General features: G+C 26.9%; 16 protein-coding genes. 8 read left to right on the top strand and 8 right to left on the bottom strand.

Annotated features, from left to right (window positions below; genetic code table 11):
- Positions 1-6: 6 nt before the first annotated feature.
- From H0H47_RS00335 to H0H47_RS00325, 3 genes are read left to right on the top strand one after another with little or no spacing between them, the layout of a single operon-like run.
- On the top strand, positions 7-1,749 hold the full coding sequence (locus tag H0H47_RS00335) for a TrkH family potassium uptake protein (protein WP_185866074.1): 1,743 nt from the start codon (positions 7-9) through the stop codon (positions 1,747-1,749).
- A 14-nt stretch (positions 1,750-1,763) separates the two neighbouring features.
- Positions 1,764-2,450, top strand: coding sequence for a potassium channel family protein (locus H0H47_RS00330; protein WP_185866073.1), 687 nt, complete (start codon positions 1,764-1,766; stop codon positions 2,448-2,450).
- Positions 2,451-2,472: 22 nt separating this feature from the next.
- On the top strand, positions 2,473-3,126 hold the full coding sequence (locus H0H47_RS00325) for a uroporphyrinogen-III synthase (RefSeq protein WP_238785091.1): 654 nt from the start codon (positions 2,473-2,475) through the stop codon (positions 3,124-3,126).
- Here the strand turns inward: H0H47_RS00325 and H0H47_RS00320 are convergent.
- Genes H0H47_RS00320 through H0H47_RS00295 form a run of 6 tightly spaced genes read right to left on the bottom strand, consistent with a single transcriptional unit; the run spans position 3,117 to position 11,213 of the window.
- Entirely contained in the window at positions 3,117-4,415 is a 1,299-nt protein-coding gene (locus H0H47_RS00320; protein WP_317168676.1) for a hypothetical protein, read from the bottom strand. The genes H0H47_RS00325 and H0H47_RS00320 overlap by 10 nt on opposite strands.
- Positions 4,373-4,981: a c-type cytochrome gene (locus H0H47_RS00315; RefSeq protein WP_185866070.1), complete on the bottom strand. Its 609-nt coding sequence runs from the start codon at positions 4,979-4,981 to the stop codon at positions 4,373-4,375. The genes H0H47_RS00320 and H0H47_RS00315 overlap by 43 nt, the downstream gene beginning before the upstream one ends.
- 22 nt (positions 4,982-5,003) lie before the next feature.
- The gene (locus H0H47_RS00310; RefSeq protein WP_185866069.1) at positions 5,004-5,528 is read right to left on the bottom strand and encodes a DUF3341 domain-containing protein; all 525 of its coding nucleotides are present in this window, start codon (positions 5,526-5,528) and stop codon (positions 5,004-5,006) included.
- On the bottom strand, positions 5,521-6,909 hold the full coding sequence (nrfD, locus tag H0H47_RS00305) for an NrfD/PsrC family molybdoenzyme membrane anchor subunit (RefSeq protein ID WP_185866068.1): 1,389 nt from the start codon (positions 6,907-6,909) through the stop codon (positions 5,521-5,523). Before nrfD ends, H0H47_RS00310 begins: the two co-directional genes overlap by 8 nt.
- Positions 6,910-6,916: 7 nt before the next feature.
- Complete coding sequence (locus H0H47_RS00300; RefSeq protein WP_185866281.1) at positions 6,917-9,883, bottom strand: 4Fe-4S dicluster domain-containing protein; 2,967 nt, start codon at positions 9,881-9,883, stop codon at positions 6,917-6,919.
- Between the two features lie 34 nt (positions 9,884-9,917).
- Positions 9,918-11,213: a c-type cytochrome gene (locus H0H47_RS00295; RefSeq protein ID WP_185866067.1), complete on the bottom strand. Its 1,296-nt coding sequence runs from the start codon at positions 11,211-11,213 to the stop codon at positions 9,918-9,920.
- A 145-nt stretch (positions 11,214-11,358) separates the two neighbouring features.
- Between H0H47_RS00295 and H0H47_RS00290 the strand changes: the two genes are divergently transcribed.
- The 5 genes from H0H47_RS00290 to H0H47_RS00270 are packed head-to-tail and all read left to right on the top strand — an operon-like array spanning position 11,359 to position 15,728.
- Positions 11,359-12,675, top strand: coding sequence for a M16 family metallopeptidase (locus H0H47_RS00290; protein WP_238785090.1), 1,317 nt, complete (start codon positions 11,359-11,361; stop codon positions 12,673-12,675).
- Positions 12,656-14,110, top strand: coding sequence for a M16 family metallopeptidase (locus H0H47_RS00285; RefSeq protein WP_185866065.1), 1,455 nt, complete (start codon positions 12,656-12,658; stop codon positions 14,108-14,110). Before H0H47_RS00290 ends, H0H47_RS00285 begins: the two co-directional genes overlap by 20 nt.
- Entirely contained in the window at positions 14,107-14,421 is a 315-nt protein-coding gene (locus tag H0H47_RS00280) for an iron-sulfur cluster assembly protein (protein WP_185866064.1), read from the top strand. The genes H0H47_RS00285 and H0H47_RS00280 overlap by 4 nt, the downstream gene beginning before the upstream one ends.
- A gap of 11 nt (positions 14,422-14,432) precedes the next feature.
- Positions 14,433-15,374, top strand: coding sequence for an SPFH domain-containing protein (locus H0H47_RS00275; protein ID WP_185866063.1), 942 nt, complete (start codon positions 14,433-14,435; stop codon positions 15,372-15,374).
- 6 nt (positions 15,375-15,380) lie between these two features.
- Positions 15,381-15,728, top strand: coding sequence for a DUF3127 domain-containing protein (locus H0H47_RS00270; protein WP_185866062.1), 348 nt, complete (start codon positions 15,381-15,383; stop codon positions 15,726-15,728).
- 6 nt (positions 15,729-15,734) lie between these two features.
- Here the strand turns inward: H0H47_RS00270 and H0H47_RS00265 are convergent, their stop codons facing one another.
- Together H0H47_RS00265 and H0H47_RS00260 are read right to left on the bottom strand one after the other, a co-directional pair.
- Positions 15,735-16,367 (bottom strand): endonuclease III domain-containing protein, encoded by a 633-nt coding sequence (locus H0H47_RS00265; RefSeq protein WP_185866061.1) that lies wholly within the window; start codon positions 16,365-16,367, stop codon positions 15,735-15,737.
- Between the two features lie 2 nt (positions 16,368-16,369).
- Complete coding sequence (locus tag H0H47_RS00260) at positions 16,370-18,484, bottom strand: ATP-dependent Clp protease ATP-binding subunit (RefSeq protein ID WP_185866060.1); 2,115 nt, start codon at positions 18,482-18,484, stop codon at positions 16,370-16,372.
- Between the last annotated feature and the right edge of the window lie 59 nt (positions 18,485-18,543).

Below are 18,543 nucleotides of genomic sequence, written 5' to 3'. Positions count from 1 at the left end.
AAAATCATGATTCAAATTAGATTCCGGAATTTTTTAGAAATTGCAACTCCAATTATATTTACTTATATAGTTTTTTCTTTAGGTTGGAAAAATTTTCTACTTTTTAATACAGAAATTATTATAGGGATAGTATTAACTATAAGTATTTTACAAATTTTGATTTTTTTTGATAAAAATTCAAAAAAAGATTATAAATCCATGGTATTTCTATCTTTTTTTATATTAATAATCTTTCTTATTTTTTCTTTCGGAAAAATATTCCTATACAATAAAGGAAGAGTTACAGATGATATAAAAATATTTTTATTGATTAGTTTGATTTTATATATACTTATTCGTGTTACTTATTTTGTTCGAATAGTATACGTAAAAATACATAATCCCGCTTTTATATTTATTATAAGTTTTGTCTTTTTATCTTTATTAGGATCTTTTTTATTAATGCTTCCAGCATCTACAGTCAAAAAAATATCATTTATAGATGCTTTATTTACTTCTACTAGTGCAGTATGTGTTACAGGATTGGTTGTCTTAGATACAGCTAAAGATTTTACTTATTTAGGAAAAGTGATCATACTTATTTTAGTTGAACTGGGAGGATTAGGAATTTTAACTATAACTTCTTTTTTCAGTTATTTTTTTAGAGATGGTTTTTCTTTTAAAGAAGCTATTTTTGTTAGTAATTTTTTAAATATAAAAACTACAAGCAACGTTCTTAGTTTAGCGGTAAAAGTAGTAATGTTTACCATAACAGTAGAATCTATAGGTGCTTTATTAATTTATTTTTCCATTAAAGATAAAAATACATCTGATAATCCTCTATTTTTCTCTATTTTTCATTCTATATCTGCTTTTTGTAATAGTGGATTCTCGACTATGAGCCAAGGTTTATATTCAAAATCTGTAAGATTTAATTATTTATTACAATTAACAATAGCTTTTTTATTGATATTGGGAGGAATAGGTTTCAATATTTTATTTAATTTTTTTACATATGTATGGTTAACTATAAAAAAATGTTTTTACAGAATTTTTAAAGATGAACATTTTCATTCTCCTGCACATGTAGTCACTTTAAATACAAAAATTGTTGTAATAACAACTTTTTTTTTCCTTTCTTTTGGAACTATTTTTTATTACATCAGTGAATATCATTTTTCTCTTTCAGAACATTCTTCTTTTTCTGGAAAATGGATTGCTTCGTTTTTTTCTTCTGCAACATCTAGAACAGCGGGTTTTCATGTTATAAACATGAATAGTTTAGCGCCAGTAACTATTTTATTCACTATTTTCTTAATGTGGGTAGGAGCGTCTCCAGCTTCTACTGGTGGTGGAATTAAGACAAGCACTTTTGCTTTAGCTTTAATGAATATTATTTCTTTGTCTAGAGGAAAAAATAGATTAGAAATACAAAGAAAAGAAATCTCTTCAGAATCTATTCGTTTAGCTTTTTTAATTATTATGTTATCATTAATTGTAATATACGTGAGTATTTTAATTCTCATTTTTTTGGATCCTAAAGAAGATCTTTTATCTATTTCTTTTGAAGTTTTTTCTGCTTTTTCTACAGCAGGTTTATCTTTAGGAATTACTTCTAGTTTGTCAAATGGAAGTAAATTGGTTTTAATATGTTTAATGTTATTAGGAAGAATAGGGGTCTTCAATGTTATGATTGGATTATTCAAAATAAATAAAATTAGTTATCATTATTATTACAAGTATCCCAAAGGGGATATTCTTATTAATTGATTAATGAAAAAAACATGAAGATTATAATTGTTGGATTAGGAAATTTTGGAAGATCTTTAGCACTCAATTTAACAGATAATGGACATGAAGTCTTTGGTATAGATCATAAGATGGAAAAAGTAGATTTGTTAAAGGATCATATAGCAAATGTGGTATGTATGGATGCTAATAATGAAGCCGCTTATAAAGTATTACCTATTCAACAAGCAAATTTAGGAATTGTAGCTATCGGAGAAAACGAAGGTGCATCAATAGTAACTACCGCTATACTTAAAAAGTATAAAAATCTTAGAATAGTTAGTAGATCTTTATCAAAAATACATGACACCATATTAGAAGCTATGGGGATTAGTGATGTTGTGCATCCAGAACAGGATGCCGCTTTTAGATTGACTAAACAAATATCTTTTAATTATGCTTTAGATTATTTTAAAGTGGATAATAAACACTCTATAGCAGAAGTTTTTTCTCCATCTTCTTTTAATGGACAATCTGTTAAAAGTTTAAAAATAACACAAAAATATTCTGTTTCTTTAATTACCGTAATACGAGACATAAAAAATCCTATGTCTTCCAAAATAAACTCCACAAGAAAAGTTATTGGATTAGTTACAGGAGATACTGTTTTGCAAAAAGGGGATATATTAACTCTTTTTGGTTCTAACAAGTCTATAATGAATTTTGTGAAAGATAAAAAATAGTTAAGCTATGATTAATATTCTTATGACTAAATCTGTGGACTTTTCTATTTTTTCAAAAGAATATTTTTTTATTAAATCTCATGATTTTTTATCAATAAAATATTCAAAATTGTATAAAAAACCTATTTTAAATAATCAGTTAATATTTACTAGTTATAACGGAGTCAAAGGTTTTTTATACAATTTTGAATATTCTTCTTTTCAAAAAAAGATATATGTAGTAGGAGAAAAAACATTCTTTTTTCTCAAAAAACACTTTCCTTATTGTTTTCTTTTGAAGAAAAATTATTTGCAAGATATAATAGAAGAAATTATGAAAATAAGATCTAATCAATATTACGATTGGTTTTGTGGAAATAAAAATATTTTAGACATCAATTTTTTCAAAAAAAAAAACATCAATCGATATGAAGTTTATCAAACATTTTTAACTCCTCGTAAAATCAAAAATTTATCCGATTATCATGGAATTATCTTTTTTAGTCCTTCTGGTGTACAATCTTTTTTCTCAAAAAATAAAATACAACATAATACAAAAACAGAAATTTTTGCTATAGGAAAAACCACGGCTAAATTCATTTCAAATTTTTTAGATAAAAAAATATGGATTCCTAAAAAACCTTCTTTAAAAGAAGTTTTTTTTCTGGTAAAAAATTTTTATAATGGTCACATGTAAGGATATTTGTAGTTTTTGCTTTCATGAAAAAAAGGATTTCCTGTAGAAGAATTCAGTTTTTTTAAATTTGAAAATAAAATATAACTGAAAAAACCACCTATTAATAATAAAGAACCTATTTCAGATATCCCAAAAGTCATTCCTTCTTTATTGATATCTGGAGCAATTAAATTGTATATATCTATGTAATGTCCAATTAGTAAAATTAAAGACACAGTGAACACTATTTTAGGATTAGTTTTATTTTGACTGCTTATTAATCCAAAAAAAGGAATTAGAAAATTGGGGATAAGCATCCAAAAATGAATTGAATCATACATTTCTTCTCTTTTTAAAAAATAGTAAATTTCTTCTGGAATATTTCCGTACCAATAAAGTAAAAATTGTGAAAACCAAAGGTAAGTCCACAATAAACTACTGGAAAATAAATATTTGCTTAAGTCATGTAAGTGACTTTTTTTAAATAAGGGAAAACATCCTTTTTTGTTAAGATAAACAGCTATTATTGTAATGGTTCCTATACCTGTTACTATATAACTACTCAGAACATACCATCCAAATAAAGTGCTAAACCAATGTGGATTCAAAGACATAATCCAATCCCATGCCATGAATATGGAAATAATAGAAAAAAATATAATAAAAAAAAGAGATATAAGATCTAATTTTTTGTAATCATTTAAAGAATGTGTTAAATCTAACGTATAAGATATTTTTTTGATCTTTAAATAAAAAAAACTGCATCCTAATATATAAATAACGCTTCTTATTAAAAAGAAAGGAATATTTAAAAAAAATTTTTTACTTGCAATAAGTTGATCATACTTTTCGGAAGTAGGGTCGTATAAATCAGAATCCATCCAATGAAACATATGAATAAAATCCATTGCATTTAATAATAAAATAATAAAAATCATAAAACATCCATATGGAATGAAAGAAGCTATTTTCTCCATAATAGGATGAAGAATAACAGACCATCCTGATTTTGAAACATTTTGTATTCCTAAAAAAAATAGAGATCCTAAAGATATAGAAGTAAAATAAAAAATAGAAATATATAAACCTGTCCAAGGTTTATTCTTTTCTTTTTCATATTTTATTTCTTTTATATTTTTTTCCTTATTGAAATTCAAAAAATTTTGATTTTTTCCTAAAGGAATTTTATCCAAAAAGATTAAAAGAAAACCTATAATCATTATAAGAATAATAATTTTTTTCTTTTTTTTAGAAAATTGATACATGTTTATTTGTTTTTTATATACATGACATATTCCGCTATTTTCCATCTGTCTATTTCACTTAATTGAGAAGAATAAGAATTCATATTGTTTTTACCATATGTAATAACATAATAAACACTTCCAATAGTGATATCCCTATCTTTATAACTAGGAATTCCTAAAATTTTTTCATTTTTTACTAATAAACCTTGTCCATCGCCATTATTTCCGTGACATATAGAACAATTAATTTGATATAATTTTTCTCCTTTTTTCAGAATATATTCCTTTGTTCCTGCATTTTTAGGAAAAGAATATGTAATTATTTTCTTAGAATAATCAAATCCTTTATTTTTTATTTCATCAGAAACAGAGTTATAAAAATCAGTTCTTTGAACAGTCCCTTTCACTGGAAAAAGAGAAGAAGTTTTTCCATTTAAAAATATAGGAATTTGAATTTTCTTAATTTTTTTATTATAATTGAAATGAGGATCTGAATAAGGTTCATATGCATCTGAATAATACATATCCGGCATATACACTGTATTTTGCTTTTTTTTATCTAACCAACAAGATTCTAATAACAACATAACCAATAAAATGATAATAATTCCATAAAAATATTTGTTCATAAATCAAATCAATTACTTTAAGTTAGTTTATTTTCTCTTTTATCACGACTTCCATTGCTCCATTTTCTCTCAATAAATTCACTAATTTTTTAGTATTTTCTTTTGTATTAATCTCCATTAAAAACATGTAATCAGTGGTTCTTGAATCTGGATTTTTAGGAACAGCCCCTGGAAATAATCTACATTGAATCAGATAAGTAATACACATAAAATGTGCAGAAAAGAAAATAGACAATTCGAATATTACAGGAATAAAAGAAGGAAGGTTTCTTATCCAAGAAAAAGATGGTTTCCCACCAATATTTTGAGGCCAATCGAAAATCATAGCATACCAAGTTAATATACTTGCTAAAAAAAACCCGGATAATCCATATATAAAAGATAAAAAAGATAAATTAGTTTTTTTTAATTTTAGTATCTTGTCCAAATTGTGAATTGGAAAAGGAGAATAAACTTCATGTATACTAAATCCGTGATTTTGAACAATTTTAATACTATTTATTAATGTGTAATCATTATCATATAATGCATGTACATATTTATTCATTTTCTTGTATTTTATTTTTTTGATTGTCAGGTTTTAATATTGTTTTTAATTCTGACTGTGAGATTACCGGGAACGAACGTATGTATAATAAATAAAGAAAAAAAAATAAGCCAATAGTTCCTATAAATATTCCAACATCTACAAATGATGGAATAAAACCGGTCCAAGAAGAAGGAAGATAATCATGACTTAGATTTAAGACAATAATGTCAAATCTTTCAAACCACATTCCAATATTTATAATTATTGCTATGACATAAGACCAAAAAAAACTTCTGCGTATAGATTTTATCCATAAAAATTGAGGAATGATCACATTACAAATAATCAAGGCCCAAAAAGCCCACCAAAATGGCCCTTTAGCTGCCTCTTGAGAAAAATAAATAAACTTCTCAAAAGGATTTCCTGAATACCACGCAAGGATAAATTCTGAAATATAAGCCAATAAAACGATCCCTCCTGTTAACAAAATAATCATATTCATATACTCGATATGATTTCTCGTGATATAACTTTCTAAAGAAAGAACTTTCCTTGCTACACCTAGTAAAGTTTGTACCATAGCAAAACCAGAAAATATAGCTCCTGCTACAAAATAGGGAGGGAATATGGTACTATGCCACCCTTTTATAACAGAAGTTGAAAAATCAAATGAAACTATAGTATGAACAGAAAAAACTAATGGAGTACATAACCCAGCTAAAATCAAGGAAATTTCTTCAAATCTTTGCCAATCTTTTGATGTTCCTCCCCATCCAAAACTAAGAATGCTATAAATTCTTTTTTGAAAAGGATCTGAAACCCTATCTCGTATCATAGCAAAATCAGGTATTAATCCCATGAACCAAAAAACACTAGAAACAGAAAAATAAGTACTAATCGCAAATACATCCCACAACAAAGGAGAATTAAAATTAGGCCACAAAGTTCCAAATTGATTAGGAATAGGCAATACCCAATGAGCATTCCATGGTCTCCCCATGTGAATAATAGGAAACAAACCAGCTTGAATAACTGCAAAAATGGTCATTGCTTCAGCTGAACGATTGATAGATAAACGCCATTTTTGACGAAATAATAATAAAACAGCAGAAATTAAAGTTCCCGCATGACCAATTCCAACCCACCATACAAAATTGGTAATATCCCAAGCCCAATTTATTGTTCTATTTAAACCCCATACTCCAATACCTGTTCCTATTGTGTAAAAAATACATGCTAATCCCCATAAAAAAGCTAAAATAGAAATAAATAAGGCAATCCACCATAGACTTCCAGCTTTGTTTTCTATAGGTTTTAATATATCATCAGTAATATTTTTGAATGTTTTTTTTCCTAAAATTAACGTTTTTCTAATAGGAGATTCATAGTGATTTGACATAATTTTTCTATTTCATTTTTACTGTTTTTTTTTCATTTCTTATTTTCACTTGATAAGAAACATTAGGTCTTATTCCTATAAAATCGAGAAGTTTATAAAATCTTGAATTTTTTATCTTTTTGGAGATAAGACTATTTTGATCATTAACATCTCCAAAAGTAATGGCTTTTGTAGGACAAGAAATACTGCAAGCTGTTTCAAATTCTTCATCTCTTATTTTTCTTTTTTCTTTTTTTGCTATTCCTATAACATATTGTGTTCTTTGTATACATAAAGAACACTTTTCCATAACGCCTCTAGTTCTAACGACCACATCCGGATTTAAAACCATTTTTCCTAAAGTGTTATTCATATTAAAATCAAATCTTTGATTATTAACGTAATCAAACCAATTAAAACGCCTAACTTTATAAGGACAGTTATTTGCACAATAACGGGTTCCTACACAACGATTATAAGCCATCATATTTTGTCCTTGTTTTCCGTGAACAGTTGCTCCTACAGGACATACCGTTTCACAAGGAGCATAATCACAATGTTGACACATGATAGGTTGAAAAGAAACTTTTGGATTATTATGAATATTTAATGATCCCTGATCATGATTTTTATTGGAATAGTATCTATCCACACGTACCCAATGCATATCTCTAGATTTTCTTATTTCTTCTTTACCAACAACAGGAACATTGTTTTCTGAATGACATGCGATAACGCAAGCTCCGCATCCAATACAAGCATTTAAATCTATAGATAAATTAAAATGATGTCCACTTTTTTTATTTTCTTCTCTATTTTTATTTTGATTCCAAATAGAAATTTCTTGTGGAGAAAGTCTCCCTTTATGAGTAGATATTTTTTCTTCTTTATTCCAAATTTCTTTAGGATTTTTTAAAAATGTATCTAAATCTGTTTCTTTTACTAAATCTCTACCTACTGTTGTGTTTTGCAATTGAATACAAGCAAATTTATGTATTTTTTCTGCTTTTTTGATTTGTATATTCTTTTGTATAACAGAAAAATTTTCATAAACTCTGTAAGCATTTTTCCCATTACATAATTTGGATAACTTTCCATTTTTTTGACCATAACCGAAAGCTAACCCTATAGATCCTATAGCTTGTCCAGGTTGAATAAAAACAGGAACATCTCGGATTAATATTTCATTATTTCTAATTAAGTCTACACAATTTCCATTTAAAGATCCATCTCCTATATTCCAATTCTTTAATTTCATTCTGTTTGCATCAAAATATGACATGGTTAAATAGTTATCCCAAGTAGTACGTGTGATGGGATCCGGTAGTTCTTGTAACCAAGGGTTATTATATTGATGTCCGTCTCCCATGCTTATTTTTGTATATAATCTTAGCTCAAAATGTTCTTTTATTCCTTTTTCATAAAAAATTAATTTTTTTCCATACTCTTGTATTTTTTTTTCATTGATTACAAAATTTTTAATAGATTTTTGATTATTTGTTTGCAGAACTCCATGAAACAATGCTTCATTAAAAGAAGAAAGATTAGATTTAGGAATAATATTTTCTTTCCAGTTTTTTTTCAAGAAATCATAATAATTTTTATATTTCATTTTTCCCCAAATAATTAAGGAATCTTGTAATTGTCTTGTATCAAAAATATGTTGAATAGTAGGCTGAATCAGTGTGAAGATATTAGTCATAGGATTCATATCATCCCAACATTCAAGCCAATGAGGAGTAGGAGCTAATACATCTATAATTTCATTAGTATCATCTTGATTCATAGAAAAGGATGTAGTTAAGGGAATTTCTTTTATGAATTTTTTTATTTTTTTGGAAATAGATAATGGAAAACTGTAAATAGGATTAGTATTGTGAATAAATAAACATCCAATATTTCCTTTTTCTAAATTTTTTAAAAACTTCTCTAATTCTTGATCATTACTTTCTTTTGATAAAAGATATTGATTGTTTTTCAATGCATTACTCTTAATTTTTTTATTAATTAAAAAAGAAAGTTCATAAGATTCCTGGTCTCCATCTGCAAGAACAACACTCCTGGGACCTTCTTTTTCAATTAAAATTGCTATTTCCTTTGCATGTTGATTTTTAGGCTCTTTTTTAAAAAAAACTTTTTGATAAATTTCAAACAACATATTTTTAATGTCAGAAGGTTTTTTTGCTATTCTAATATCTGCATTTGCTCCAGAAATAGTCATATTGCTTTCTATTTGAATATGCTGCATCATTGATTTTTTAGGATTTCTATTTGATACATAAGATCTTCCCATATTTTCTGGACTCCAATCTCCTAATAAATCAGCATCAAAAGAAACTATTAATTTCGATTTTTCTAAATCAAAAAATGGAAAAGCACGAACTCCAAATATTTTTTCTGATGCATCTAATACTTTGGAATACGAAATAGCATCATAAATGATCCACTTAGTATTAGGATAGATTTTTTTAAAATCTTGAATTAACTTTTTTGTGGAAAAACTTGGATAAGAAGAAGAAAGAAAGACTATATCTTTTTTTGTTTTAGATATATTTTCCAAATGTTGAATAACATAATTATCTATTTTGAACCAAGAACTTTTTTTTCCTTTTAAAAAAGGATATTTTAATCTTTCTTCATCATAAAGAGACAATAAAGAAGATTGTATTCTAGCTGAAGTTTTGTTGAAGTATTTTGAAGTTGAATTAGGTTCTATTTTTATAGGACGGCCTTCTCTTGTTTTCACTAAAACACTTCCTATATCAAAAGAATCAATCATAGTAGATGCATAATAATTAGGAATTCCAGGAGTTATAGCATCTGGTTTAACAACATAAGGTATAGATTGAATGACTGGACCTTTGCAAGCAGCTAAAGTTACTGAAGCTGTGCTAAAACCTATCCATTTTAGAAAATCACGTCTAGAAGTTTTTTCTTTAAAAAGATCTTTAATTGGGTTATAATTTGAAACTATTTTTTTATTTTTTAAATTCATGATAACATAATTATTAATTGCTTTCATTTATTTTTCAATAATGACATTTAGCACATTCTGTTCCACCAACCATGTCTACAGTTATTTTTTTTCCTTTTTTTATATCATTAGAAAAATAATTTTTATAATATTGATTGTTTATATCTATTTCTATATTTCTATGACAAGAAATGCACCATTCCATAGTAAAATCATTAGACATTTCTACTTGATCCATTTTTTGAACTTCTCCATGACAAGCATTACAAACTAAATTGACTTTTTTAAGTTTTTTTATCATTTTTTCTCCATTTATAACATGCTGAGAATGATCAAAATAAACGAAATCTGGCATATTATGTATGCGAATCCATTGAATAGGATTCGTTTTTTTAGAATATTCCCTAGTTTCCGGATTCCATCCTATAGAGTGATATATTTTTTGTATTTCCTGATTGTATTCATCTCTATTTTTTCCTTTTTCTAAATATTCCCCTTTATATTCATCAATAGTGATATGACAATTCATGCAGATATTTGCTGAAGGGATTCCGGATACTTTCCCATATTTTGCAGAAGAATGACAATATTGACAATCAATTCCATTAATTCCAGAGTGAATTTTATGAGAAAAATAGATCGGTTGTTCAGGGGTATACCCTTTATTTACATCTATTTTCATTAAAAAATTCCAAGTTCCATATATTCCTAGAATAAATAAAAAACCTACAAAACAAGATAGTAATCTCCATCTTATCTTTTTTTTCCCTAAAATTTTCTTGTATAAAATTTTTATAATAAAATCTTTCTTGTAGAAAACGGGATCTTTTGTTTCACTCAATAAATTGGTTAAAAGGTATATTCTGTATAAAATCCAAAGCAAGATTAAAGATAGAATGCTAAAACAAAAAGCAATCAATTTGATTAAAAATTGTTTTTCTTCTATTTCACTTTCACGGCTTTTATCATGACTTTCTATTTTTTCTTTTTTTTTTATTGAATCTGGATTTTGAATAAAAAATAAAATATCATCTACTTGTTCATTAGAAAGTTGAGGAAACAAATTCATTTCCAAATTTCCATATTCTTTGTAAATAGCTAGAGCTTCTTTGTCTCCACTTTCTCTCAAAGATCTATTATTTATAATCCATTTATGTAACCATTCACGACTTCTTTTTTTGGTTACGTTAGATAAAGCTGGACCTATCATTTTTTTTTCTAAATCCATAGAATGACATGCTGTGCAGTTTTTTTTAAAAAGTTCTGCTCCTTTTTCAGCATTTCCTTGGATCTCTTCTGCTCTTAATAAAGAAAAAGACAAAATGAAAATAGAAAATAAAGTTTTTTTCATACAAATAAACAAATTCATACGATTGTATTATTTAACAAAAATAGAATAAAAGAAAAAAATTCCATTTTTTGGAAAAAAAAATTTGTAAATTTCTTTTGTTAATCTTTAACTTTGTTTCATGTACAGGATTTATTTTTTATTCTTAATGTTAGCTACGATGTTTAATCATTTAAACTTAAACTCCAAAGAGTATAAGGATTTGTATAAAATCAATTTTTTAGAAGAAAAATTGTCAAATGGATTGCATGTTCTTTTGCATCAAGATAATACAAATCCCTTAGTTTCTGTTTCTGTTTTATATCATGTAGGAAGCAAAAATGAAACTCCCGGAAAATCTGGGTTCGCTCATTTTTTTGAACATCTTATGTTCGAAGGGTCTAAAAATATTAAAAAAGGAGAATTTTTTAAGTACATAGCATCTAATGGGGGAAAGAACAACGCTTATACAAACCATGATGAAACTTGTTACTATGAAGTATTGCCATCTGATAGACTTCCATTGGCTTTATGGTTAGAGTCGGAAAGGATGCTTCATGCTAAAGTGGATGAAGAAAGCATTAATGTTCAAAGAGAAGTGGTAAAAGAAGAAAAAAAGATGCGTGTAGAAAATCAGCCATATGTGAAAGCCTTTTCGGAAGTGATTCCTTCTTTATTATTCAAAAAACACCCATATAGATATCCCGTTATTGGATTCGAAAAAGATTTAGATACAGCTACAGAAAATGATTATAAGGAATTTTATAAAACATATTATGTTCCAAATAATGCAGTTTTAGTTGTGTCGGGGGACTTCGACATGAATGAAGCAAGAAAATTAATCAGGGAATATTTTTCTACTATTCCAAAAGGGAAAATGGATTTTAGAATGAAAAGAATAGAAGAAGAACCTATTAAAGAAGAAATATTTTCTACATATGTGGATAAAAACACTAAGGTCCCTGGAGTATTTTTGTCCTATAGAGTTCCAAAAATGACAAATAAGGATTCTTATGTATTGAAAATAATAGATCACGTATTATCTTCTGGAGAAAGCTCTCGAATCATGAAAAATATTGTTAATTCAAAACAAATGGCTTCTTATGCAGGTTCTTTTTTTGACACAATGGAAGACTATGGAATGTTTATTATATACGGACTTATTAATCCTGGAATTACTTTAGATAAACTAACTAAAATTATAGATGAAGAGATAGATCTCCTTAAGGAAAAAGGAATAACAGAATATGAATTAGAAAAACAGAGGAACTTTTTTGAAAAAAGATTTCTATTTGATAATTCTTCCATGAGTGGAATCGCTGAAAATTTATCTCATTATTATTTATATTACAAAAATGCAAATTTAATTAATACAGACATCGATAAATATCGTGAAATAACTGTAAAAGATATCAAAAGAGTAGCTAACAAGTATTTAAATAAAAACAATAGAGTTCGTTTATACAATGTTCCAGAAAACAAATAAAATTTTAAAAAAAATTATTCTTATTGCAACAATTTTTTTTTATACAACAATTATGTTTGCTAATACTGTTAATCGTAACATTCCCCCTAAGTCTTTAAAAAGAAAAATTAGTATCAATATTGAAAAACCTGAATTTTTTCAAATGAAAAATGGATTGAAAGTTATGATTGTAGAGAATCATAAACTTCCTTTAGTTAGAGTTGGTTTAGAATTTGATTGTCAACCTTTTTTAGAAAAAGATAAAGCTGGAATAAAAAAAGTGTTTGGTCAAATGCTTCGTTCTGGAACAAAGAATCATTCCAAGGAAGAATTAGATGAAATGATTGATTATATAGGATCTAATTTATATACTTCTTTTTTTGAAATATCTATTTCTACTTTAAAAAAACATTTGAATAAATCCGTTTACATTGTGAGTGACATTTTAATGAATAGTAGATTTGATAACTCTAAGGAATTAGAAAAAATAATAAAACAAAGAATTACAGATCTTCATATTTCAGAAAAAGATCCTAATTCTATTTTACAACGTGTTCGAAATGTTTTATACTTTGGAAAAGATCATCCTTATGGAGAGTATGAAACTTATGATACTATTAAAAATATAACTCTTGATGATTTAAAAAAATTATACGAAAAATATTATATTCCAAATATATCTTATCTTTCTTTTGTAGGAGATATTTCTAAAAAAGAAGCGAAAAAATTCTGTGATCTTTATTTTTCTAAATGGGAGAGAAAGTCATATTCGGATGAATTTCTTAAAGAAGAATATGTTATTCCTTCTGAAACAGAAATAGATATAGTAGATCTTCCATCTCTTACACAATCCACTATTTGTTTCGGTGGTCCTATTTGTTTAAAAAAAAGTGATTCTTCATATTTTTCTTCTATATTAGCAAACGGAATTCTAGGTGGAGGACCTCAAAGTCGTTTATTTTTAGATCTTAGAGAAAAAAAGGCTTATACATATGGAGCTTATTCTATTTTAAAATCCGATAAAAATATCGGTTATTTTTCAGTTTATACTCAGGTTAGAAATGAAGTAACAGAAAAAGCTATAAAAGATATTTTAAAAGAAATTGTAAGAATAAAAAAGGATAAAGTTTCTTATGAAGAATTGAATATTAAGAAAAAAGAAATAAGTGGACAATTCATTCTTGATTTAGAAGATCCAAACAGAATTAGTGATCTTTTTATTTGTGAATTAAAAAATAATCTTCCGAATGGATTTTATAGAAATTACTTAAAAAAAGTACAATCAGTTACTGAAGATCAAATACTTAAATCAAGTAATAAATTTTTTTCTATTAAGAATGGACGAATTATAATTGTAGGAAAAGCTGATGATATATTGCCCAATATAAAGAAGCTAGGTTATCCTATTCGTTATTTTGATCAATTTGGATTTGTTTTAAAAAAAAATGAAAAATGAGTCAAGATCATTTCTTAGAGAATCGTATTGTTTCCGTGTTGAAAAGTATATATGATCCGGAAATTCCGGTAGATATTTATGAATTAGGTCTTATTTATGATATTCAAGTTTCTCGTGAAAAAGAGGTTAAAATAGTAATGACTTTAACTACTCCAAATTGTCCAGTGGTAGAGAGTTTGCCTATGGAAGTCAAAAACAAAATTGAATCTTTAAAAGAAATAAAAAATGTAGATGTAGTTTTAACATTTGATCCTCCTTGGAGTAGAGAGTTTATGAGTGAAGAAGCTCGTTTAGAATTAGGTTTATTATAAATTTTTTAAGTATGAGTATTTTTAGTTTATTATTTTATGGAATATTAACTCTTTTAATTTTATCTCTTTTTTCTAGTTTCATTTTTATAGTTAATCAAGAAACTGCATCTATTATTGAAAGAATGGGAAAATTTCATAGTATCCGTTATGCTGGATTAAATTTTAAAATTCCTATTTTAGATCATATAGTAGGAAAACTCACTTTGAAAATTCAACAATTAGATATTTTAGTAGACACTAAAACTAAAGATAATGTTTTTGTAAAAGTAAAAATATCAGTTCAATTTAAAGTGATTAAAGAGAAAGTATACGAAGCCTTTTATAAATTAGATAATTCTCATGCTCAAATTACTTCTTATATATTTGATGTTGTTAGAGCTGAAGTCCCAAAAATGCGCCTGGATGATGTTTTTGAGAGGAAAGATAACATTGCTCTTGCAGTAAAAGGGGAATTAGAAGGATCTATGTTAGATTATGGATATTCCATTATTAAAGCGTTAGTTACAGATCTTGATCCAGACGAACAAGTGAAACAAGCTATGAATCGGATCAACACAGCTGAAAGAGAAAAAGTGGCAGCTGAGTATAAAGCAGAAGCTGAAAGAATTAAAATTGTTGCTAAAGCTAAGGCAGAAGCTGAAAGTAAAAAATTACAAGGAATAGGAACGGCAGATCAACGTAGAGAAATAGCTAGAGGAATACTCGAATCTGTTGAAGTATTGAATAATGTAGGAATAAATTCACAAGAAGCTTCTGCTTTAATTGTGGTTACTCAACATTATGATACTCTTCAAGCCATGGGAGAAGGGAGTAACACAAATTTAATTTTATTGCCTAATTCACCAGGATCAGCTAGTGAAATGTTGAATAATATGATCACATCATTTAATATTTCTAATCAAATTGGAGAAACACTTAAAAAGAAAAACAATAGCAAAAAAAATAAATTATAAAACTTCATGGAAATTATAGGAAAAGTTAAAAAACTATTTGAAGTTCAGAAATTTGAAAGTGGATTTCGAAAAAGAGAAATAGTTATCACTACTGAAGAACCATATCCTCAAAATATATTAATTGAATTTGTTCAAGATAAAGCTGACTTATTAGAAAATATAAGACCAAAAGATAAAATAAAAGTTTTTGTCAATCTTCGTGGAAGAGAATGGACGAATCCTGAAGGAATTATTAAGTATTTTAATTCTATCCAAGGATGGAAAATAGAAGATTATTCTTCAGATTCTTCAAAAAAGACTTCTGCTATATCTCCATCTTTATCTTCTGATGATTTTGATGATTTACCTTTCTAATCAAAATTAGAACAAATTTTTTCTTAATAATTCTTGATAAATAATATCCTTATTGACATCCCAACTTTGAGAAGGGGAGTATTCTTTGGCATAAAAAATAATTTGAAGATGTAATTTTCTCCATTTTACTTTATTGAAGATACGTTTAGCATCTTTTTCCGTTTTTTGAACACTTTTTCCATCACTTAATTTCCAACGATACATCATCCTATGGACATGAGTGTCTACAGGAAATACAGGAATGTTTGATACATAAGATAAAAAAACAGATGCTGTTTTATGTCCTACTCCAGGTAAAAATTTTAATTCGGAAATATTTTTAGGAATAATACTATTGTATTTATTTATTAAAATAGTAGATAAATCATAAATGTTTTTAGATTTTTTATTATGAAGTCCTATATTTTTTATAAAATTTTTTATTTCTTCAATAGAAAGATGAATTACATCTTTAGGAGTTTGAATCTTTTTAAATAAATGTTTTGTTATTTCGTTTACTTTCTTTTCTTTACTTTTTGCAGTAAGAACAACAGCAATGAGTAAAGTATATTCATTGATATAATATAAAGTACTAATTGGATTTGGATATAAAGAATCTAATATTTTTTCAATTACTTTTGTTTTTTTATTAGTATTCATATTTATTGAATAGTAACTTTCACATCGTTGTTTTTTTCATTCATTCTTAATAATATTTGATTTCCTTTTTTTAATTTTTCACTAATTATACATTCTGATATAGGATTTTTAATAAATTTTTCTATTACTCTTTTTAAAGGACGAGCTCCGTATTCATGATCAAATCCTTTATTTTTAATAAAGTCTTTTACTTCAGGAAGTAATATTAATTGATACCCAAGATTGGAAACATGAAGTATTATTTTTTCTAATTCTATATGAGTAATTTTATATAAATCTTCTTGTGTTAGAGTATTAAAGATGATAAAATCATCTATTCTATTTAAAAATTCTGGAGAAAAAGTTTTTTTTAAAGCTTGTTCTAACACATTTTTAATATAGTTATTTGATTTTCTTGCTTGAGTATGAAATCCAATTCCTTGACCAAATTCTTTTAATTGCTGTGTTCCTGTATTTGAGGTAAAAATAATTACGGTATTTTTAAAATTTATTTTTCTCCCAATACTATCTGTTACACATCCGTAATCTAAAATTTGCAACAAAATATTAAAGACTTCATGATGTGCTTTTTCTATTTCATCTAATAATATGACAGAATAAGGTCTACGACGTATAATTTCTGTTAATTGTCCTCCCTCTTCATAGCCAACATAACCTGGTGGAGCTCCTATTAACCTAGAAACAGAGAACTTTTCCATATATTCACTCATATCTAAACGGATTAATGATTCTTCTGAATCAAATAGTTCTTTTGCAAAAATTTTTGCTAAATAAGTTTTTCCAACACCTGTTTGTCCTAAAAATATGAAAGAACCTATAGGTGAATTAGGATCTTTTAATCCAGTTCGGTTTCTTTGAACCGCTCTCACTATTTTTTCTACAGCTTCATTTTGTCCTACTATTTTTTCTTTTAATATATTTATCATTTTATTTAACTTCTTCATTTCAGCTTGAGCTATTTTGTTTGCTGGGACCCCACTCATCATAGAGACCACTTCTTCAACATTTTCTTCGGAGACGATTTCTTTATTTTCCTTAGAAGATTCTTCCCACTCTTTTTGGGCTTTGATTAATTGTTTTTCTATACGTTTTTCCGTATCACGTAATCGTGCAGCTTCTTCGTATTTTTGACTTTTTACTACTTTGGATTTTTCTTCACGAATATTTTCCAATTCTTTTTCTAAAAGAACTATTTCTTGTGGAACTTTTATATTTTTGATATGAACGCGAGATCCTGATTCATCTAAAGCATCAATTGCTTTATCTGGCAAATAACGATCTACAATATATCGTACAGTAAGGGAAACGCAAGCTTTTATTGCTTCTTCGGTGTAAAGAACATTGTGATGACTTTCATATTTTCCTTTTATTTTTCTTAAAATTTCTATAGTCTCTTCTTCAGAAGAAGGTTGTACTATAATTTTCTGAAATCTTCGTTCTAAAGCTCCATCTTTTTCTATATATTGTCTATATTCGTTTAACGTGGTAGCACCAATACATTGAATGTCTCCTCTTGCTAAAGCAGGTTTAAATATATTAGACGCATCTAATGATCCAGTGGTCCCACCTGCGCCAATCATGGTGTGAATTTCATCTATAAAAAGAATTAAATCTGAATTTTTTTCTGATTCATTTATAATAGCCTTCATTCTTTCTTCAAATTGTCCTCTATATTTAGTTCCAGCAACTAAACTGGCTAAATCCAAAACGACTACTCTTTTATTGTATAATACTCTAGAAACTTTTTTTTGCACAATACGTAGCGCTAACCCTTCAGCTATGGCGGATTTACCTACTCCAGGTTCTCCTATAAGTAAAGGATTATTTTTTTTCCTTCTACTTAATATTTGAGATACCCGTTCTACTTCTTTATTTCTCCCTACTACAGGATCTAGTTTTCCTTTCATCGCCATAGCATTCAAATCTCTACCAAAATTATCCAAAACAGGAGTTTTGCTTCTGATTGAACTTCCTCCATAATAACCGGAACCTGTTCCACTTCCACTTCCTCCAGAACCGTAAGAAGAAGTAGAACTATCATTTTCAATATCTTCATCTGAATAAGCAGAAGAGAAAAAAATTTTTTTTCTACTGTTTGACGAGTAATAATGAATCATAAATTAAAATGATTAAAAGTGTTTAGTGTTCATAAAAAATATAAAACATCTTATCAATT

This window comes from Blattabacterium cuenoti (assembly GCF_014252075.1).
Classification (GTDB): domain Bacteria; phylum Bacteroidota; class Bacteroidia; order Flavobacteriales; family Blattabacteriaceae; genus Blattabacterium; species Blattabacterium cuenoti_AC.
The sequence above is the reverse complement of the archived record's forward strand: the minus strand, read 5'-3'. Positions and strand labels throughout refer to the sequence as shown.